At 61.6% G+C, this 18,522-nt stretch carries 19 protein-coding genes and 1 tRNA gene; 15 read left to right on the top strand and 5 right to left on the bottom strand.

What is annotated here, in order from left to right:
- Window positions 1-146: 146 nt before the first annotated feature.
- From LJE98_RS07160 to LJE98_RS07140, 5 genes are all read left to right on the top strand, one after another.
- Window positions 147-1,325 (top strand): phosphoserine transaminase, encoded by a 1,179-nt coding sequence (locus LJE98_RS07160; protein WP_229574476.1) that lies wholly within the window; start codon window positions 147-149, stop codon window positions 1,323-1,325.
- A gap of 88 nt (window positions 1,326-1,413) precedes the next feature.
- Window positions 1,414-3,009 (top strand): phosphoglycerate dehydrogenase, encoded by a 1,596-nt coding sequence (serA, locus tag LJE98_RS07155; protein WP_229574475.1) that lies wholly within the window; start codon window positions 1,414-1,416, stop codon window positions 3,007-3,009.
- A gap of 206 nt (window positions 3,010-3,215) precedes the next feature.
- Window positions 3,216-4,628, top strand: coding sequence for a cytochrome ubiquinol oxidase subunit I (locus LJE98_RS07150; RefSeq protein WP_229574474.1), 1,413 nt, complete (start codon window positions 3,216-3,218; stop codon window positions 4,626-4,628).
- Window positions 4,618-5,622 (top strand): cytochrome d ubiquinol oxidase subunit II, encoded by a 1,005-nt coding sequence (gene cydB / locus LJE98_RS07145; RefSeq protein WP_229574473.1) that lies wholly within the window; start codon window positions 4,618-4,620, stop codon window positions 5,620-5,622. Before LJE98_RS07150 ends, cydB begins: the two co-directional genes overlap by 11 nt.
- A 240-nt stretch (window positions 5,623-5,862) precedes the next feature.
- A complete protein-coding gene (locus LJE98_RS07140; protein WP_229574472.1) occupies window positions 5,863-6,867 on the top strand; it encodes a Tim44 domain-containing protein in 1,005 nt (334 codons plus the stop codon).
- A gap of 93 nt (window positions 6,868-6,960) precedes the next feature.
- Here the strand turns inward: LJE98_RS07140 and LJE98_RS07135 are convergent, their stop codons facing one another.
- On the bottom strand, window positions 6,961-7,545 hold the full coding sequence (locus tag LJE98_RS07135; protein WP_229574471.1) for a transglycosylase SLT domain-containing protein: 585 nt from the start codon (window positions 7,543-7,545) through the stop codon (window positions 6,961-6,963).
- Between the two features lie 160 nt (window positions 7,546-7,705).
- Between LJE98_RS07135 and LJE98_RS07130 the strand changes: the two genes are divergently transcribed.
- The 5 genes from LJE98_RS07130 (at window position 7,706) to LJE98_RS07110 (ending at window position 11,418) form a co-directional block, all read left to right on the top strand.
- A complete protein-coding gene (locus LJE98_RS07130) occupies window positions 7,706-8,107 on the top strand; it encodes a four-helix bundle copper-binding protein (RefSeq protein WP_229574470.1) in 402 nt (133 codons plus the stop codon).
- Between the two features lie 125 nt (window positions 8,108-8,232).
- Window positions 8,233-9,333: a Gfo/Idh/MocA family protein gene (locus tag LJE98_RS07125; protein WP_229574469.1), complete on the top strand. Its 1,101-nt coding sequence runs from the start codon at window positions 8,233-8,235 to the stop codon at window positions 9,331-9,333.
- Between the two features lie 21 nt (window positions 9,334-9,354).
- Window positions 9,355-9,996: a ThuA domain-containing protein gene (locus LJE98_RS07120; protein ID WP_229574468.1), complete on the top strand. Its 642-nt coding sequence runs from the start codon at window positions 9,355-9,357 to the stop codon at window positions 9,994-9,996.
- Window positions 9,997-10,215: 219 nt separating this feature from the next.
- Window positions 10,216-10,863, top strand: a complete 648-nt coding sequence (locus tag LJE98_RS07115; RefSeq protein ID WP_229574467.1) for a hypothetical protein — start codon at window positions 10,216-10,218, stop codon at window positions 10,861-10,863.
- A gap of 72 nt (window positions 10,864-10,935) precedes the next feature.
- On the top strand, window positions 10,936-11,418 hold the full coding sequence (locus tag LJE98_RS07110; RefSeq protein ID WP_229574466.1) for a hypothetical protein: 483 nt from the start codon (window positions 10,936-10,938) through the stop codon (window positions 11,416-11,418).
- A gap of 184 nt (window positions 11,419-11,602) precedes the next feature.
- On the opposite strand, the gene LJE98_RS07105 is transcribed toward LJE98_RS07110, so the two are convergent.
- Window positions 11,603-11,679: transfer RNA gene (locus tag LJE98_RS07105), tRNA-Met, on the bottom strand.
- A gap of 159 nt (window positions 11,680-11,838) precedes the next feature.
- Window positions 11,839-13,035 (bottom strand): tRNA 2-thiouridine(34) synthase MnmA, encoded by a 1,197-nt coding sequence (mnmA, locus tag LJE98_RS07100; RefSeq protein ID WP_229574465.1) that lies wholly within the window; start codon window positions 13,033-13,035, stop codon window positions 11,839-11,841.
- Window positions 13,036-13,215: 180 nt separating this feature from the next.
- Here mnmA and dgcA point away from each other — a divergent pair, with 180 nt between their 5' ends.
- Window positions 13,216-14,199 carry an N-acetyl-D-Glu racemase DgcA gene (gene dgcA / locus LJE98_RS07095; RefSeq protein ID WP_229574464.1) on the top strand — a complete coding sequence of 328 codons (984 nt, stop codon included), beginning with the start codon at window positions 13,216-13,218 and terminating at the stop codon, window positions 14,197-14,199.
- A gap of 2 nt (window positions 14,200-14,201) precedes the next feature.
- On the opposite strand, the gene LJE98_RS07090 is transcribed toward dgcA, so the two are convergent.
- Window positions 14,202-14,891, bottom strand: coding sequence for a hypothetical protein (locus LJE98_RS07090; protein ID WP_229574463.1), 690 nt, complete (start codon window positions 14,889-14,891; stop codon window positions 14,202-14,204).
- Between the two features lie 184 nt (window positions 14,892-15,075).
- Here LJE98_RS07090 and LJE98_RS07085 point away from each other — a divergent pair, with 184 nt between their 5' ends.
- Both LJE98_RS07085 and LJE98_RS07080 read left to right on the top strand, forming a co-directional pair.
- Window positions 15,076-15,846 carry an HpcH/HpaI aldolase family protein gene (locus tag LJE98_RS07085; RefSeq protein WP_229574462.1) on the top strand — a complete coding sequence of 257 codons (771 nt, stop codon included), beginning with the start codon at window positions 15,076-15,078 and terminating at the stop codon, window positions 15,844-15,846.
- 34 nt (window positions 15,847-15,880) lie between these two features.
- On the top strand, window positions 15,881-16,873 hold the full coding sequence (locus LJE98_RS07080; RefSeq protein ID WP_229574461.1) for an Ldh family oxidoreductase: 993 nt from the start codon (window positions 15,881-15,883) through the stop codon (window positions 16,871-16,873).
- 24 nt (window positions 16,874-16,897) lie between these two features.
- Here the strand turns inward: LJE98_RS07080 and LJE98_RS07075 are convergent, their stop codons facing one another.
- On the bottom strand, window positions 16,898-17,206 hold the full coding sequence (locus LJE98_RS07075) for a ribbon-helix-helix domain-containing protein (protein WP_229574460.1): 309 nt from the start codon (window positions 17,204-17,206) through the stop codon (window positions 16,898-16,900).
- A gap of 232 nt (window positions 17,207-17,438) precedes the next feature.
- Between LJE98_RS07075 and LJE98_RS07070 the strand changes: the two genes are divergently transcribed.
- Window positions 17,439-17,834, top strand: coding sequence for a VOC family protein (locus LJE98_RS07070; protein WP_229574459.1), 396 nt, complete (start codon window positions 17,439-17,441; stop codon window positions 17,832-17,834).
- 123 nt (window positions 17,835-17,957) lie between these two features.
- Window positions 17,958-18,488: a twin-arginine translocation signal domain-containing protein gene (locus LJE98_RS07065; protein WP_229574458.1), complete on the top strand. Its 531-nt coding sequence runs from the start codon at window positions 17,958-17,960 to the stop codon at window positions 18,486-18,488.
- Window positions 18,489-18,522: the final 34 nt, after the last annotated feature.

Raw genomic sequence — 18,522 nt, 5'->3', positions numbered from 1 at the left:
GCTCTTTCGCTGCCCAGGGCGCGGAGGGAACAAAAATTTGGCATTTCGCGACGCGAGCCGGCTTGACTGACATGCCCGACAAGAGTAGTTCCGACGGCGGGACACCTCTCCCCAACGAGAGGCTAATTACCTGGAAGGGTATCTATATGGCTGATGTGATCGCCCCTGCCGCGCGTCCGGCAAACTCTCATTTTTCGTCTGGCCCCTGTTCGAAGCGCCCCGGTTGGTCGCTCGATGCGCTTTCCGATGCCCCGCTCGGTCGTTCGCACCGCGCCAAGGTCGGCAAGGAAAAGCTGAAGCTGGCCATCGACCTTACCCGCGAAATTCTGAACGTGCCCGCTGACTACCGCATCGGCATTGTTCCGGCCTCCGACACCGGTGCCGTCGAAATGGCCATGTGGTCGCTGCTCGGCGAACGTGGCGTCGACATGCTTTCCTGGGAAAGCTTTGGCGCTGGCTGGGTCACCGATGTGGTGAAGCAGCTGAAGCTCGCCGATGTCCGCAAGTTCAATGCCGATTACGGCCTGCTGCCGGATCTCGCCGCTGTCGATTTCGACCGCGACGTCGTCTTCACCTGGAACGGCACGACCTCGGGTGTCCGCGTTCCGAACGCCGACTTCATCCCGGCTGACCGCAAGGGCCTGACGATCTGCGACGCCACTTCGGCGGCTTTTGCGCAGGACCTCGACTTCTCCAAGCTCGATGTCACCACCTTCTCCTGGCAGAAGGTTCTGGGCGGTGAGGGCGGTCACGGTGTGATCATCCTTTCCCCGCGCGCCGTCGAGCGCCTGACGACCTATGTGCCGGCATGGCCGCTGCCGAAAATCTTCCGCATGACCTCGGGCGGCAAGCTGATCGAAGGCATCTTCGTCGGCGAGACGATCAACACGCCCTCGATGCTCTGCGTCGAGGACTATGTCGATGCGCTGAAGTGGGCAAAGTCGCTGGGCGGCCTCAAGGCGCTGATCGCCCGTGCCGATGCGAACGCCAAGGTGATCTTCGACTTTATCGAAAAGAACGACTGGATCGCCAATCTGGCCGTTGATGATGCCACGCGCTCCAACACCTCGGTCTGCGTGAAGATCGTTGATCCCGCGGTGACAGCACTCGACGCGGATGCCCAGGCTGCCTTTGCCAAGGGCATTGCCAGCATCCTCGAAAAGCAGGGTGTCGCCTTCGACATCGGTGCTTACCGCGATGCGCCGGCTGGCCTTCGAATCTGGGCCGGTGCGACGATCGAGACATCAGACATGGAAGCGCTGATGCCCTGGCTTTCCTTCGCCTACGAAACGCAGAAGTCGTCCCTGGCCAAGGCTGCCGCCTGATCCTTGATCAATTTGGCTCCGCCACAGAGGCGGAGCCCCGCAATTCTCATCATCTCATTCAAACGAACTCTCTGAAGGAGGCCTCGTCATGGCACCTCGCGTTCTCGTATCCGACGAACTGTCTGAAACCGCCGTCCAGATCTTCCGTGATCGCGGCGTTGAAGTGGACTTCCAGCCGAAGCTCGGCAAGGACAAGGAAAAGCTCGCCGAAATCATCGGCAACTATGATGGCCTCGCCATCCGTTCCGCCACCAAGGCGACGGAAAAGCTGATCGCGGCTGCGACCAACCTCAAGGTCATCGGTCGCGCCGGCATCGGCGTCGACAATGTCGATATCCCGGCTGCCTCCAAGCGCGGCATCATCGTGATGAACACGCCCTTCGGCAACTCGATTACAACAGCCGAACACGCCATCGCCCTGATGTTTGCCGTTGCCCGCCAGCTGCCGCAGGCCGATGCCTCGACCCAGGCCGGCAAGTGGGAAAAGTCGAAGTTCATGGGTGTCGAGATCACCGGCAAGACGCTGGGCGTGATCGGTGCCGGCAACATCGGCGGCATCGTCTGCAAGAAGGCGATCGGGCTCGGCATGCATGTCATCGCCTACGACCCCTTCCTGTCGACCGAGCGTGCCCAGGAAATGGGCGTCGAAAAGGTCGAGCTGGACGAGCTCCTGCCGCGCGCCGATTTCATCACGCTGCATGTGCCGATGACCGACAAGACCCGCGGCATTCTCGGCAAGGACAACATTGCCAAGACGAAGCCCGGCGTGCGCATCATCAACTGCGCCCGTGGTGGTCTCGTGGATGAGGCAGTCCTTGCCGACGCCATCAAGTCCGGCCATGTCGCCGGTGCCGGTTTCGACGTCTTCGAAGTCGAGCCTGCAACCGAAAGCCCGCTCTTCGGCCTGCCCAACGTCGTCTGCACGCCGCATCTCGGCGCCTCGACCACGGAAGCCCAGGAGAATGTTGCCCTTCAGGTCGCCGAGCAGATGTCGGACTACCTCATCAAGGGTGCCGTCTCGAACGCGATCAACATGCCGTCGATCACCGCCGAGGAAGCGCCGATCCTCAAGCCCTTCATCCGTCTTGCGGACGTGCTCGGCTCCTTTGCCGGCCAGATGACCGAGAACCCGATCAAGGAAATCGAGATCCTCTATGACGGTGTGACCTCCGGCATGAACACCAAGGCGCTGACGTCTGCGCTGCTGGCCGGTCTCATTCGCCCGCAGGTGGCCGACGTCAACATGGTTTCGGCGCCGATCATGATCAAGGAAAAGGGCGTTATCGTCTCGGAAGTGAAGCGCGACAAGACTGGCGTCTACGACGGCTACATCAAGCTCACCGTCACGACCGAGAAGCAGACCCGGTCGATCGCCGGCACGGTCTTCTCCGACGGCAAGCCGCGCTTCATCCAGATCAAGGGCATCAACATGGATGCCGATGTCGGTCAGAACATGATCTACATCTCCAACACCGACGTTCCCGGCATGATCGGCTTCATGGGCACGACGCTCGGCAATGCCAAGGTCAACATCGCGAATTTCCAGCTCGGTCGTGACCAGGAAGGCGGCGACGCGATTGCGCTTCTCTATGTCGACGGCCCGGTGGATCAGTCCGTGCTCGACCAGCTGATTGCCAACCCGGCGGTCAAGCAGGCCAAGCCTCTGGTGTTCAACGTCGACTGACCGACGTTCGATCAGTCATCAACAAAGACGGCGCGGGATCAAACCCGCGCCGTCTTTGTTTGTTGCGGGTGGTGGCTCAGTTTCCATAATATATGGAAAACGCTATGCGTTGATGTGACGCATGGCGGCTTGTCGCATTGTTTTTCCGATGCGAGGCTATAATTGATGACCGTCATCTCCGGGAGGAGAGGAGGAAAGGACAGATCATGTTCGAAAACTTCGACGCACAACTCCTGGCACGCATACAGTTTGCCTTTACCGTATCGTTCCACATCATATTCCCCGCCTTTTCCATCGGGCTTGCGAGCTATCTCGCCGTGCTCGAAGGCCTCTATCTCTGGAAAAAGGACAAGGTCTATCTGGAGCTCTTCGACTTCTGGAAGACGATCTTTGCGGTCGCCTTCGGCATGGGGGTCGTCTCCGGCATCGTGATGTCCTACCAGTTCGGCACCAACTGGTCCGTCTTTTCCGACAAGGCGGGACCGGTAATCGGACCGCTGATGGGATACGAGGTTCTGACTGCCTTCTTCCTAGAAGCCGGCTTCCTCGGCGTCATGCTTTTCGGGCGCAAGCGAGTCGGGCCGGGTCTGCATTTCTTCGCCACGCTGATGGTCGCCTTCGGCACGCTGATCTCGGCCACCTGGATCCTCTCGGTCAATTCCTGGATGCAGACGCCGGACGGTTTCGCCATGAATGATGTCGGGCAGTTCGTGCCGGTCGACTGGTGGAAGATCGTCTTCAACCCATCCTTCCCCTATCGCCTGACCCATATGGTCATCGCCGCCTATCTCACCACCGCCTTTGTCGTCGGCGCGGTCGGCGCCTGGCATCTGCTGAAGGGGACGGCGCCGCGCCGTGCGGGCGTGATGTTCTCGATGGCGATGTGGATGGCGGCGATCGTTGCCCCCATCCAGATCGCAGCCGGTGATGCGCATGGCTTGAATACGCTGGAGCATCAACCGGTCAAGGTCATGGCCATGGAAGGCCATTTCGACAGCCATCCGGAGGGCGCGCCACTGATCCTCTTCGGTATTCCGAACACGGAAGCGAAACGCATCGACTACGCGATCCAGATCCCGAAGCTGTCGAGCCTCATCCTGAAGCATGATCTCAATGCCCCGCTCGATGGCCTCGACACGATCCCCGACGACAAGGAGCCGCCGGTTGCCATCGTCTTCTGGTCCTTCCGGGTCATGGTGGCGATCGGATTCGCCATGCTCGGCGTCGGTCTGTTTTCCTTGTGGTGCCGGTGGAAGGGGACGCTCTACGAGAGCCACTGGATGCATCGTGTCGCGCTCGTCATGGGCCCCTCCGGCTTCGTCGCCGTGCTCGCCGGCTGGATCACCACCGAGGTCGGCCGGCAGCCCTATACGGTCTATGGCCACCTCCTGACGGCGGATTCGATCTCGCCGATCGCGGCCCCTGCGGTTGCGGCCTCGCTGATCGCCTTCATCGTGGTCTATTTCATCGTCTTCGGTGCAGGCACCTTCTACATTCTGCGCCTGATGGGCCGCCTGCCGCACGATCCGATGCCGGATCTCGACGATGGCCCGATCCGTTCTTCCGGCATTACGCCGGCGGCGCAGCCCGGTCACCATGGAGGCAAACATGCCCATTGATCTTCCCTTCATCTGGGCCGGCATCATCGCCTTTGCGGTGCTCGCCTATGTCATCCTCGACGGCTTCGATCTCGGGGTCGGGATCCTCTTTCCCTTCTTTCCGGAGAAGCACGAGAAGGATCTGATGATGAACTCGGTGGCGCCCGTCTGGGACGGCAACGAGACCTGGCTGGTGCTCGGCGGGGGAGGGCTGCTCGCCGTCTTCCCGCTCGCCTATGCGACGATCCTGCCCGCGATCTATGCCCCGATCGTTCTCATGTTGCTCGGTCTCATATTCCGCGGCGTCGCCTTCGAATATCGCTGGCGGACAAAAAAGGCCGAGTATCTCTGGAACTGGGCCTTTACCGGTGGCTCTGTCGTCGCGGCCTTCTTCCAGGGGGTGGCGCTCGGCGCGCTGGTCCAGGGCATTCCCGTCGAGAACCGCGCCTATGCGGGGGGCTGGTGGGACTGGCTGACCCCGTTTTCGCTGGCGACCGGCCTGGCGCTGGTCATCGGCTATGCGCTGCTCGGGGCGACATGGCTTGTAATGAAGACCAGTGGCGATCTGGCTGAACGTGCCCGATCCCTGGCGCTTCCCCTGTCCTTTGCCACTGTCGGTGCCATGGGCATCTTCAGCCTGTGGACCCCCTGGCTCGAGCCAATCTATTTTGAGCGGTGGTTCGGCTACCCGACCCTGATCTTCTCGATCATCGTGCCCGCGCTCGTGCTGGGCTGCCTCTACCTGATCGTCACCGGGCTGAAGGCGGGGCATGACGCCAGGCCGTTCCTTGCGGCTCTCGGGCTCTTCGTGCTTGGTTATGCCGGGATCGGGATCAGCTTCTATCCCTATATCGTGCCATCCTCCGTCACGATCTGGGAGGCGGCAGCGCCGGATGAAAGTCTGGCCTTCCTGCTCTACGGTGCGGTCGTGCTCGTGCCGATGATCCTCGGCTATACGGCCTATGCCTATTGGGTCTTCCGCGGCAAGCTCGATCCGGACGAGGGCTATCACTGATGGACAAGCGCATCATTGCCAGCCGTCTCCTGTGGTTCGTCGGCCTCTGGGCCGGCGGGGTTCTTGCTATTTCGATCATCGGACTGATCATCAAGTTCTGGCTTAATGGCTGATCCCGATCACTTGAAATTCAATGGAAATTGCAGGGCTCGCTCTTCAAAAGAGAGTGAGCTCTCTCCATATGGGAGCCAAGCCCTCCATAGGGCATCGGGACTGTTTCGAGGAGGACAGGAAACACGCATGCGGCAATACGCAAAGATTTCAGCGACGCTCGCGCTCGGCATGATGGTCACACTGATGGCCGTCGATTTCGCCGAAGCGCGTCGCGCTTCGGGCGGCTTCGGCAGCCGTGGCACGCGCACCTTCAATCAGCCGGCGATCACGCGCACGGCGCCGACGCCATCCGCTCCGATCGAGCGGACGATGACACCACGCACCAATGCGACACAGCCCGGTGCTGCCCAGTCGACGGCGGCCAACCAGGCAGCGCGTCCGGGTGGCCTGTTCGGCGGCCTTGCCGGCGGTCTGATGGGCGGCCTGCTTCTCGGCGGGTTGTTCGGCATGCTGATGGGAACGGGTTTCGGCGGCGGCTTCGGCTTCCTCGGCCTTCTGCTGCAGGGCCTGCTGATCTTCTTCCTGATCCGTTTTGCCATGCGCATGTTCGCCAATCGCCAGCCTGAAGCGTCCGGCGCCGGCAATGCGCCGGGCTTCGGTGGCTTTGGCGGCATGTCACGCGACAATCAGAGCGGCGACCAGCCTCGTCCGAGCTTCCAGATCCCGAAGATCGGTGGCGGTGCTGCCGCCAGCGCTTCTGCCGCCCGTTCGGGTCCGGCCGATGAACTCGGTATTACGCCTGGCGATCTGGAGCGCTTCGAGGAATTGCTGCAGGAGATGCAGCGGGCCTATGCGGAGGAAGATTACGGCGCGCTGCGCCGGATCACGACGCCTGAAGCCATGTCCTATCTCGCCGAGGAATTGAGCGAGAACGCGACGAAGGGCGTCCGGAATACGGTGCGCGACGTCCGTCTGGTTCAGGGCGACGTGGCGGAAAGCTGGGCCGAGGACAAGATGGAATATGCCACCGTTGCCATGCGCTACGAAGCGATCGACTATGTTGTCGACCGCCAGACGGGTGCCGTCGTCGAGGGTGATCCGAACACGCCGGCGGAGTCGGTCGAGCTCTGGACCTTTGCCCGTCGTCCATCCACCCTGTGGCAGATTTCGGCGATCCAGAGCGCCAACTGATCCTTACGCTACTGAATGAAAAAGCCTCCCCATCGGTCACGGTGGGGAGGCTTTTTGCATTTTAGCGTGCAGACATGATCGACCCCGGCAACCTTAGCCCGGGCACTGCTGCAATTGCTTGGCGTAGGTATAGGTGATGTCGGTGAAGCGCTTTGCACCGCGCAGAGCCTCGGGGCGCTTGTTGTAGGCGCCGCGCAGATAGCCGGTGTGGCCGGAGTGATAGGCGAGGTAGAGCTTGTAGGGGTCGTTGAGCGGGATGTTGACCTTTGTCGCGCTCTCGCGGTGGTACCAGCCGATGAAACGGATGGCGTCGGCGAAGTCGGTGCGGCGGGCACCCCAGCGACCGGTTTCCTTCTGGTAGCGTTCCCAGGTGCCATCAAGCGCCTGCGAATAGCCGTATGCCGAAGACGCGCGCTTTCCCGGAATGAAGCCGAGGATCATCTTGCGTGGGGGCTTGGCGTTGTGGCGGAAACTCGATTCCGTATAGATCGTCGCCATCAGGATCGGGACCGGAACCCCGTATTCGCGCTCGGTGGCAACAGCGGCGCGGCGCCAGTTGTTGAACAGCCCGTCACGCTGCTCGAAGATCGCGCAGGCATTGCGGGTCTGGGATGGCGGCTTGGCACAGGCCGACAACGTCAGCATGACGCCAAGGGCGGATATGAGAGCGGTACGCATGACAAAACCTCGCTACAGGCCTGCCATTCTATTCATTAAAATTTAACGAAAGGTTTTCCCTTTGGCCCCTGATCTCGCCTCCCCCGATCCGGGGTGTGGAACACTGCGCGCCCGCCCGGGTTCCCCTTCCATGACCGAAAACAGACAGGAGACTAGACCCATGTCCATCCGAGCCATGATCGAAACCCACCCCTCGATGAATGGGGAGGCAAATGATGCGCTGATCGCCTGCATCGATGCCTGCTTCGAGTGCGCGCAGACCTGCATCTCCTGCGCGGATGCCTGCCTTGCAGAAGACATGGTTGCCGATCTGCGCCAGTGCGTCCGGTTGAATGAGGACTGTGCCGATATCTGCCTTGCCACCGGACGGGCCGCCATCCGCCGCACGGGGCGCAATGCGCAGGTGCTGCAGGGGCTCGTTGAAGCCTGCGCGCGCGCCTGTGCGGCCTGCGCCGAGGAATGCGGCCGCCATGCCGAGATGCATGCCCATTGCCGGATCTGTGCGGAGGCCTGCCGGGCCTGCGAAGATGCCTGTCGACAGACGGTCAATCCGATACAATGAGGCGTTGACCTCCGTCGCATTTGCACCCAGTCTGCCGGCCGATCTTCGGGCAACGAGGAGGGACGAACACGTCCTTGCCCGTCGATCGCAGGTGGACCCCGGTCCGGGAGTGAGGATTCCAAGGCATGCAGCACGTCGGCGTCGGCATCATCGGATGCGGCAATATTTCAGGCGCCTATCTCAAGGCGCTCCAGCATTTTCCTATTCTCAAGGTTTGCGGCATTGCCGATCTGAACAGCGATCTCGCCGCAAGCCGGGCCGCGGAATTCGGCGTGCCCGCGCGCACCATCGATGAGCTTCATGCCGATCCCGAGGTTGCCATCATCGTCAACCTGACGATCCCCAAGGCGCATGTCGATGTGGGCCTGAAGGCGCTTGCCGCCGGAAAACATGTCTACTCGGAGAAGCCGCTCGGCGTGACGTTTGCCGAGGGCAAGCGGCTGGTCGAAGCCGCAAAGTCGCTCAATCTCAGGGTCGGCTCGGCGCCCGATACCTTTCTCGGCGGCGCGCATCAGACGGCACGCGGGCTGATCGACCAGGGCGTGATCGGGCAGCCGATTGGTGGGACGGCTTTCTTCATGTGCCCCGGCCATGAGCGATGGCATCCCAATCCGGATTTCTACTATGAGGCCGGTGGCGGGCCGATGCTCGACATGGGGCCTTACTACATCACCGATCTCGTCAATCTCTTTGGCCCGGTCGCGAAGGTCGCGGGCTTTGCCACCAAGATACGCGACACCAGAAAGATCGGCAGCGAGCCGCGCAGGGGCGAGACAATCCCGGTGCATGTGCCGACCCATGTCGCGGGGCTGATGTCCTTCGCCAATGGCGCTGTTGTGCAGATCTCCATGAGCTTCGATGTCGCCGCCCACGGGCACAAGCCGCTCGAGGTCTATGGCACCGATGGCACGCTGATCGTACCGGATCCCAATCATTTCGGTGGCGATGTCTTCGTCCTGCCGCTGACCGGCGAGGCGCAGGGCAAGCCGGTAACGCTGCCTTACTCCGATGGGAATTGGCGCTCGCTCGGCGTCGCCGACATGGCGCATGCCATTCTGTCGAACCGGCCGCATCGGGCGAATGGCGATCTGGCGCTGCATGTGCTTGAGGTCATGGAGGCCTTCCAGACGGCCTCGGACCGGGGCGAGACGGTCGCCATAACCACCAGCGTTGAGCGGCCGGCGCCGCTCGAACAGTCGCTCATTGATGGCCTGATCGGCCGCTAAAGACAAAACAGGGAATTTCACATGCGTCAGGTTCTGATTTGCTGGGGCGGCTGGGATGGACACGAGCCCGAACAATGCGCCGCCGTCGTCTCCGACATGCTGCAGGCGGAAGGCTTTTCCGTCCGCGTTGAGGCCAGCACCGAGGCCTTTGCCGACCCTGATATCCGCGACTACAGCCTCATCGTGCCGATGCTGACGATGACCAGGATCGAAAAGCCCGAAATCGAGAACCTGGAGCTTGCCATCCGCGGTGGCGTCGGTCTCGGCGGCTTCCACGGCCAGGCAGGCGACAGCTTTCGCGACTGCGTGCAGTATCAATACATGATCGGCGGCCAGTGGGTCGCCCATCCCGGCAATATCTATGATTACACCGTCAATATCACGAAGCCCGACGACCCGCTTGTCTCCGGCGTCGGCGATTTCCCCTATCGCTCCGAGCAGTATTACATGCATGTCGACCCGAACAACGAGGTGCTGGCGACGACCGCCTTTACCGGCGAGCACGACGCCTGGATCGACGGGCATGTGATGCCGGTCGTCTGGAAGCGCCGCCACGGAAAGGGCAGGGTGTTCTACTCCTCGCTCGGCCACCAGGCGGCGGAGTTTAAGGTGCCGCAGATGCGGGAAATTGTGCGGAGAGGGTTGGTCTGGGCGGCGCGGTGAGGGCGGCTTTTGGGGCGCATCGGGATAGGCGGAGGGATGACGGGCGGGCTGATTTCGGTTTCGTCTTGGTTCGTGTAGCTTCTAGACCATCATCGGCCATCGCCTACGGCCAGCCGGGCCGGTCATAATCGGGAGATTCTAGCGATAGACGACAATACCAGTCCCGTATTTTTAGAATGGAACGATCTCCTCGACGAAGGAGACCGCGAAAACTTTGAATTGATCAATAGCGCTATCGCCGAGCTCGATTCGTGGCGCGTTGGTGAGCTTCAGGCAACCGGTATATTCGCTAACTCGAAGTTGGCTTGGAAGCACTTCAGGTTCTCCCAATCCCTCAATTACCGGATGGTTCATCTTGTTGACTCGATCTGCCTTGGCTGGAACGAGCATCGATTTATGGGACCTGTCCTTGCGTCCCGAGCCATAATTGAAACTGCTGCCATACTTTCCAGACTACTTCAAAAGACGCAGAGCAGTTTGGAGAGCAAAAATGTACAAGAGCTAAATGAGTTTCTCGACCGGTTCACGTTTCAAACGAGAGATAGAGAGATGCTCAAGAGGAATCCCGATTTAGCGGCTACCAACATTCTGACTGAAATAACGCGGCTGGATAAGCGGATGGGTGGGGTTTCTGCGCACTACGAGATGCTGTCCGAGCTCTGTCATCCGAATTATTTCGGTCACGTGGGCCTGTTCTCAAAACTCGATACCAGTTCCGGAACCGTCACGTTCAATGATGACATTATTGAGCGCAAAACTCTCCATAGTGTTTTTGCTTCCTTGATGCTTACTGCTTTGGCGCGATCCGATCTGCGGATACTGTATTCTGCTGTAAGAGACGTCGCGGATCTGCAGGCTCAAAGATAGTTTTCTCCGAGACCGCGCTGTTAACGATCGAAGTAGAGAGCTACTGGACTCTGGATGCGAAAGTCGCGTTGATTGGAAGAACACAAGCTAAAGATTGACATTGCACGCGCGCAGCTAGGGGTCGCAACGGACCTCTTCCTTCGGGATCGAGATCCTATTTCGGTCCATGTTTTGGCATGTGGAGCGTGCGAACTTTTGGAAGGGATTGGGCAAATTCTCGAAGTTGAGATTTTGTCGGCCCTCATTCTTAAGGTCCAACCCGACTTAAAGTTAGGAAAAATTGTCAAACTAAGAAACCAGTACTGGAATGCCATGAAGCACTTCTATGGGCATAACAAGCAGACGGTGCGCGACGATGCCGAGTTGCTGGCTGGCTTCTCCGATGTCCAAAATGACACGGTCATTTGGGAGGGGTGGTATGACTATCAGCGGGTAACTGGTCGATTGCCTATCGAAGCACAGGTATTTCAGATCTGGTATTTTGCGCTCTACGAGGAGAAGTTAGCGCCCCATGTCGACAGACAGCCGTATCGACATATTTTTTTCGAATATTAGCGCATCCGATCGCACGGAGCAGAAGCGGAGGCTTCGGAGGTTGTGCGAGAAGTATCGGCATGATCGGTCTCTAGCAAAGGATCCAAGAACCGAGGCACGGCCGCTCGTTAACCGTCGTCCGCAATAGCGCTGAACCGCAAATTGCGTGCGCCGAAAACCAAATTCAGCTGTATTTGGAAAATTTTGGTAGCGGGAGGCGGACTTGAACCGCCGACCTTGGGGTTATGAATCCCACGCTCTAACCACCTGAGCTATCCCGCCACACATTCGGAAACCTGATGGGCCGTGGCAGCCCGTCCGAAGCGATGGGCGGCTTATAAGGCGAGGCTCCGATCAAAGTCAAGCGCGGTTTGGCCAAAAACAGCGTGGCTTTCCACTGGCTTGGGAGAAGTCCTCCGTCGCGGCCCGAATGCCTTGGCCTCAGGCGGCGACGGGGCTGGCGAGAAGCGCCTTCAGCGAGGCTTCCGCGGCGCCGGAGCGTTCCGAGCGCTCGATGAAGCCGCCGCCATAGACGCGCGCGTCGGCACCGGTTGCCGAATAGAGCACGCAGGCCTGGCCGGGGGCGACGCCGGCTTCGCCGATTTCGAGATCGACATAGACGCCGCGGTCGTCGGCATGCAGGACTGCCGGTGTCGGCGGGCGGGTGGAGCGGACCTTGGCGAAGCAGGCGAGTCCTTCGGCTGCGTCTTCGGCCAGGGTGCGGTCGCCGAGCCAGTTGATATCGCGCAGATAGACGCGGTGGGTTTCCAGCGCTTCCTTCGGGCCGACGATGACGCGGCGCGAGCGGGCGTCGAGATAGATGACGTAGAGCGGCTCACCGGTGGCGACGCCCAGGCCTTTCCGCTGGCCGATCGTGTAATGCAGGATGCCTTCGTGGTTGCCGAGTACGCGACCGTCGAGATGCACGATGTCACCGGCCAAAGCCGCATTCGGCTTCAGCTTGTTGATCACGTCGGCATATTTGCCCTGGGGCACGAAACAGATGTCCTGGCTGTCGGCCTTCTGGGCGACGACGAGGCCCATGTCTTCGGCGAGCACACGGGTTTCCGCCTTCGACATGGCGCCGAGCGGGAAGCGCAGATAGTCGATCTGCTCCTGCGTGGTGGCAAAGAGGAAATAGCTCTGGTCGCGCTCGCTATCGATCGGGCGGAAGAGGGCGCGGTGGCCGGGATCGTTGGCGAGCGGCACCGACTTCGAGCGGATGTAGTGGCCGGTTGCCAGTGCATCGGCGCCGAGTTCCTTGGCGGTAGCCAAAAGATCGGCGAACTTGACCGTCTGGTTGCAGGCTACGCAGGGGATCGGCGTTTCGCCGGCGACATAGCTTTCCATGAACGGGTTGATGACCGTGTCGCGGAAGCGCTGTTCGTAGTCGAGCACGTAGTGTGGAATGCCGAGCGTTTCGCAGACGCGGCGGGCATCGTCGATGTCCTGGCCGGCGCAGCAGGAGCCGGCGCGGTGGACGGCGGCGCCATGGTCGTAGAGCTGCAGCGTGATGCCGAGGACGTCATAACCCTCGCGTTTCAGGATGCCGGCGACGACGGAGGAATCCACGCCGCCCGACATGGCGACGACAACGCGCGTATCTTCCGGTCTCTTGTCAAAATCCAGCGTGTTCACGGGCTTCGTCTCTGTGCTTCATGCGACCGTTTATCCCGCCCATTGCGGGGATCTGGTTTCTGGCCTTGCGGGCGTATTCGCGCGCTGCCGGTACCGGTCCTTTAGTTGACGGATATAGAAAGGATTGCTTCTTCGTGCAAGAGCAGCGATTCGCGGGGTGACCCGCAAGGAGGACCCAGCATGCCCGTCCAGATGACCGTCACCCGTGAGAGCTTTCCGATATCAGGCAGCTTCACGATCTCGCGCGGCTCGAAGACCGAGGCGAAGGTGGTCACGGTCCGGCTGACGGATGGCGTTCATGTGGGGCAGGGCGAATGCGTACCCTATGCGCGTTACGGCGAGACGGTGGAGAGTGTCGTCGAGGAGCTGACGGTGCTGGTGCCGGAAGTCGCCGCAGGTCTCGACCGGGCGGGGCTGCAGAGCAGGCTTACGCCCGGGGCGGCGCGCAATGCGCTCGACTGCGCCTTCTGGGATCTGGAGGCGAAGCAAGCGGGGCTGCCGGTCTGGCAACTTGCAAAGTTACAAGAGCCCAAGCCGCTGTCGGTGACCTATACGCTGTCGCTCGGCACGCCAGACAGCATGCAGGCGGCGGCAAAGAAGGAGGCGCACCGACCGCTGCTGAAGGTCAAGCTGGGCGGCGAGGGTGATGTCGAGCGCATCCGGGCGGTGAGGGCGGGTGCACCGAACTCCGCCATCATCGTCGACGCCAACGAGGGCTGGAGCATCGATCAATACAAGGCGCTGGCGCCGGTCTTTCTCGATCTCGGCGTGCAGCTGGTCGAACAGCCGTTTCCGGCCGGCGATGACGAGGCCCTGCGCGGTCTCGAACGCATCCTGCCGGTCTGTGCCGACGAGAGCTGTCACGACACGGCATCGCTTGCCGCCCTCAAGGGCAAGTATGATGCTGTGAACATCAAGCTCGACAAGACGGGCGGGCTGACCGAGGCGCTTCTGATGCGCGATGCGGCGGTCCAAGCCGGTTTCGAGATCATGGTCGGCTGCATGGTCGGCACCTCGCTTGCCATGGCCCCGGCCTTTCTGATCGGGCAGGGGGCTGCCTTTGTCGACCTCGACGGACCGCTGCTTCTGGCGCGGGATCGCGAGCCGGCCATTGCCTATGACGGCGCGATCATGCCGCTGCCGCCGCGCGGGCTTTGGGGCTGACGTCAGCCCTTCTGAGCCAAGGGCCCGTTCTTCGCCATCCAGATCATGTGCTTCTTGCCGCGACCGGTTTTTCCGGCGCGGACCGGAATCTCTTCTGCGCCATAGCCGCACTCCTTCAAGCGGCGTGTGAAGTGCGGATCGGGACCCTGTGACCAGACGCCCAACACGCCCCCTCGGGTGAGCGCGGCCCTGGATTTGCGTAACCCATCATGGGAATAGAGGCTGTCGTTCGCCTCCCGTGTGAGGCCATCAGGGCCATTGTCGACATCGAGCAGGATGGCGTCGAACTGGCCCTTTGATTTCGAAATCAAGGCGCCCACGTCCCCTACATGGACAGTCACGCGCGGGTCATCGAGGCTGCCGGCATGGATCTCGGCCATGGGGCCGCGCGCCCAGTCGACGACGGCGGGCACAAGTTCGGCGACGGTGACCTTGGCAACCTCAGGCAGGACGTCGAGAGCGGCGCGCAGCGTGAAGCCCATGCCGAGGCCGCCGATCAGGATATGCGGACGCTTATGGTTGGAGATCCGCTCGAAAGCCAGGGTGGCGAGCGCCTCCTCCGAGCCGCTGAGGCGGCTGTTCATCAGCTCGTTGGTGCCGAGCATGATGGAGAATTCCGATCCCCGGCTCTTCAGGCGCAATTCGCCGCCTCCGGGTATCTTGGCCGTATCGAGCTGGATCCAGGGGAGCATGGGTCAATTCCTGCCGTGATGATCGGCTGCCCCTATCACGGAGCGCCGTCCGGCTTCAACTCCGCTTGCAATTGTCGTCCGTACCGAAGCCGCTCGATTGGCCCTTGCGGTTCCCATCAGCCGAGGCGCATCTTGCGCATCGAATACGCCGCGCCCAATCACCTTCCGCAGCAGGAGAATGCCCATGCCCGCCCCCAAGAATGCCTTCAAGGCCGCCCTGCGCGAGACGGACGACATCCTTGTCGGGTTCTGGGTGGCGCTGGCGAGCCCGCATGTCGCTGAAGTCTGCGCGGGTGCGGGCTTCGATTGGATCCTGATCGACGGTGAGCATGGACCCAATGACATTCCGCTGATGGCCGCCCAGCTGGCGGCCGTTGCCCGCCATCCAGCGCATCCGGTCGTGCGTCTGCCGGTCGGCGAGACCTGGCTGATCAAGCAGGCGCTGGATATCGGGGCACAGACGGTGATGATCCCGATGGTCGAGACGAAGGACGAGGCCGAGCGATTGGCCAGGGCGTTCCGGTATCCGCCCGAGGGCGTCAGAGGCATGGGCGCGAGCCTTGGCCGTGCCTCGGACTTCGGCCGAATCAGCGATTATGCCGAAACAGCCAATTCCGAGGTCTGCCTCATCGCGCAGATCGAGAGCCGGCTCGGGGTCGAAAATGCCGATGCGATCATTGCCACGTCGGGCGTGGATGCGATCCTCGTCGGCCCCGCAGATCTGGCGGCCGACATGGGCCATCGTGGCAACCCCACGCATCCAGAGGTCATGCAGGCGGTCGAAACCGTGATCGGCAAGGCCGTCGCTGCGGGCAAACCGGCCGGCATCATGTCCGGCGACCCCGCCATGCTCTCCATGGCGCGCAAGGCCGGCATCCGTTTCCTCGCCTCCTCGACCGATGTCAGTCTCCTGGCCGCGGCGGCCGCCAATCTCGCAGCGTCGATGCGCGGCTGATCCTGCTTTCCCGCCACATGTCCATGGATCTTCAATGAAACTCACACTTGCAGAAGCCGAGATGCTGATCGTCGGCGCCCTTGTCCGTTCCGGCGTCAATGACACCAATGCCCGTTCCGTCGCTCGCGCACTGGTGGCCGCCGAAGCCGCCGGGCAGGGTGGTCATGGTCTGCGCCGGGTCGAGGCCTATAGCGCCCAGGCGCGGGCCGGCAAGGTCGATGGCGGGGCAGAGCCCCGGGCCCAGCGACCGAGGCCGGGTGTGCTGGTCATCGATGCAATGAACGGTTATGCCTATCCGGCGCTCGATCTTGCGGTCGAGATGCTGCCTGCCATCGCACGCGAGCAAGGCATTGCGATCGCCACCATTCACCGCTCGCACCATGCCGGGGTCATGGGCCTGACGGTCGCGCGCTTTGCCGAGCAAGGTCTGGCCGCGATGATGTTTGCCAATGCGCCGGCCTCCATGGCGCCCTGGGGCGGCAACAAGGCGCTTTACGGCACGAACCCCATCGCCTTTGCCGTGCCGATCGAGAATGGCGATCCTGTTATTGTCGATCTGGCGCTTTCGAAAGTGGCGCGCGGCAAGATCATGGCGGCGCGACAGAAGGGCGAGGCTATTCCCGACGATTGGGCCTTCGATGCCGATGGTCAGCCGACGACGGATGCGAACCTTGCGATGGACGGCTTCATGGCGCCCCTCGGGGGCGCGAAGGGGGCTGCCCTCGCGATGATGGTCGAGATCCTCTCGGCCGGCCTCACCGGCGCCAACTATGCCTTCGAGGCATCTTCGCTGTTCGACGACCGGGGGCCACCGGTGGCGCTTGGCCAGACGATCATCGCCATCGATCCGGTGGCGACGGGTGGCCCCGGCGTGTTGTCGCGACTGGCTTTGCTGGCCGAAGAGATCGGTGCGCAGGACGGGACGCGCATTCCCGGGCGGTGCGGGCAGGATCTGTCCCGGAGCGCCGCGGTCGCCGGCATCACGATCGAGGACGAGGTCGTCGCGGCCATCCGGGCGATTGCCTGAGCGTGCCGCGTTTCCCTGCTCAGATCACTCGGCGGCGATGATGTGGAATTCCTGCGGGGCACCCGGATTCTGCGCCTTGCTCATCAGGTAGATGAGACAGCTCGTTCTCAGGAGCGAGGCGAAGTTCGACACTGCGCCATTGATCTCAAGGGCTTCGTCGTAGAGCGTCGACAGGAAGCGGGATGTCGAGAAATTCTGGCTGGCTGCGATCTCGTCGATCAGCACCCAGAAGGCGGCTTCAAGCTGGATGCTGGTGGAATGGCCACCGATGCGGACCGAGCGGTTGACGGCGCGATAGCGGGACGGGTCCTGTCCTGCGAAGACTTCACACATGGCATGCTCCTCCCTGGTATCCGTTTTTTCGGTCTGCAGTCTTTTGAGCATTATGTTGCGCGCCGCTGCTGTGGTCAATTTCCGTCTTTTCTAAACTGCCTCGCCCGGGTGCGAAGAATGGACACATCTGCCGGCGAAAAAATTCGGCTGCGGTAATGGGCTGCTACCAGCCTTCCGGCAAATCGCGACATCCTCTCTCCATGACAGCTGTCAGCATGCGAGGAGCAGCCCATTGGCGAAAATGATCCATTCGATGATCCGCGTCCTGGAGGAGGAGCGCTCGCTTTCCTTCTACACTCAGGCCTTCGGCCTCGAGATCGCGGAGCGTCTCGATTTTGAAACCTTCACGCTCATCTATCTCAGCAATTCGGAAAGCGAGTTCGAGCTGGAGCTCACGGTCAACAAGGGTCGCGAGGAGGCCTATGAGCTCGGCAATGGCTACGGCCATCTGGCGTTGAGCGTTTCCGATCTCGATGCCGAGCACAAGCGCCTGACGGATCTGGGATTGAACCCGAACAAGATCGTCGAGTTCAACCGGGACGGGGCGCTGCTCGCTCGCTTCTTTTTCATCACGGATCCCGACGGCTACAAGATCGAGGTCTTGCAGCGGCACGGACGGTACAAGTGATCGTGAGGCCGGGGGAAGAGGAGCCCTCGGCCTCATTTTCCAGCAGCCGGCGGGCGCGGGATCGCGCCTTCCAAGGGTGACGGTGCAACGCCGTCGCGCATCATCTCATGGGAGGAGAATGACGTGGTTACGATACTCGACAAGAGCGGGGGCATGTCCCGTCGCCAGCTTCTGAAGACGGGTGCGGCCGGTGCCGTGCTGATGGTCACGGGCACGGCGGTCATCTGTCCTGACCAGGCCTGGGGCCTGGAAGCAACGGCCCTGAAGCCGGACACGCTCGCGACGCTGATCAAGATGGCGCGCGACATCTATCCGCATGACCAGCTTGCCGACCGTTTCTATGCGGCGGCCGTCAAGGGCCAGGACACGATGGCCGGCAAGGACGAGAAGCACAAGATGCTGATCGAAGAGGGCATTGCCGATCTCGACAGCAGAGCCGGTGCCGGCGGTTATCGAGGCCTCGGCTGGGAAGACGACCGTGTCGCCATCCTGCGCGACATCGAGACGACACCCTTCTTCCAGGCGGTGCGAGGCGACCTCGTGGTCAGCCTCTATAACCAGAAGGAGATCTGGCCGATCTTCGGCTACGAAGGCGAGTCCTATTCCAAGGGCGGCTATATCGAGCGCGGATTCGACGACATCACCTGGCTCTGAGCTAGCCCCAGGACACGCATTCATCGTCGCCGGA

This window comes from Rhizobium sp. 'Codium 1', from assembly GCF_020889605.1.
In the GTDB taxonomy this organism is placed as follows: Bacteria; Pseudomonadota; Alphaproteobacteria; order Rhizobiales; family Rhizobiaceae; genus Allorhizobium; species Allorhizobium algae.
Note: the sequence above shows the minus strand (reverse complement) of the source record. Positions and strands in the feature narration are given on the sequence as shown.

Bases quoted from the DNA above. Each gene is read 5' to 3' on its own strand.
- LJE98_RS07160 (WP_229574476.1), top strand. From the start codon at position 147: ATGGCTGATGTGATCGCCCCTGCCGCGCGTCCGGCAAACTCTCATTTT.
- serA (WP_229574475.1), top strand. From the start codon at position 1,414: ATGGCACCTCGCGTTCTCGTATCCGACGAACTGTCTGAAACCGCCGTC.
- LJE98_RS07150 (WP_229574474.1), top strand. From the start codon at position 3,216: ATGTTCGAAAACTTCGACGCACAACTCCTGGCACGCATACAGTTTGCC.
- cydB (WP_229574473.1), top strand. From the start codon at position 4,618: ATGCCCATTGATCTTCCCTTCATCTGGGCCGGCATCATCGCCTTTGCG.
- LJE98_RS07140 (WP_229574472.1), top strand. From the start codon at position 5,863: ATGCGGCAATACGCAAAGATTTCAGCGACGCTCGCGCTCGGCATGATG.
- LJE98_RS07135 (WP_229574471.1), bottom strand. From the start codon at position 7,545: ATGCGTACCGCTCTCATATCCGCCCTTGGCGTCATGCTGACGTTGTCG.
- LJE98_RS07130 (WP_229574470.1), top strand. From the start codon at position 7,706: ATGTCCATCCGAGCCATGATCGAAACCCACCCCTCGATGAATGGGGAG.
- LJE98_RS07125 (WP_229574469.1), top strand. From the start codon at position 8,233: ATGCAGCACGTCGGCGTCGGCATCATCGGATGCGGCAATATTTCAGGC.
- LJE98_RS07120 (WP_229574468.1), top strand. From the start codon at position 9,355: ATGCGTCAGGTTCTGATTTGCTGGGGCGGCTGGGATGGACACGAGCCC.
- dgcA (WP_229574464.1), top strand. From the start codon at position 13,216: ATGCCCGTCCAGATGACCGTCACCCGTGAGAGCTTTCCGATATCAGGC.
- LJE98_RS07090 (WP_229574463.1), bottom strand. From the start codon at position 14,891: ATGCTCCCCTGGATCCAGCTCGATACGGCCAAGATACCCGGAGGCGGC.
- LJE98_RS07085 (WP_229574462.1), top strand. From the start codon at position 15,076: ATGCCCGCCCCCAAGAATGCCTTCAAGGCCGCCCTGCGCGAGACGGAC.
- LJE98_RS07080 (WP_229574461.1), top strand. From the start codon at position 15,881: ATGAAACTCACACTTGCAGAAGCCGAGATGCTGATCGTCGGCGCCCTT.
- LJE98_RS07075 (WP_229574460.1), bottom strand. From the start codon at position 17,206: ATGTGTGAAGTCTTCGCAGGACAGGACCCGTCCCGCTATCGCGCCGTC.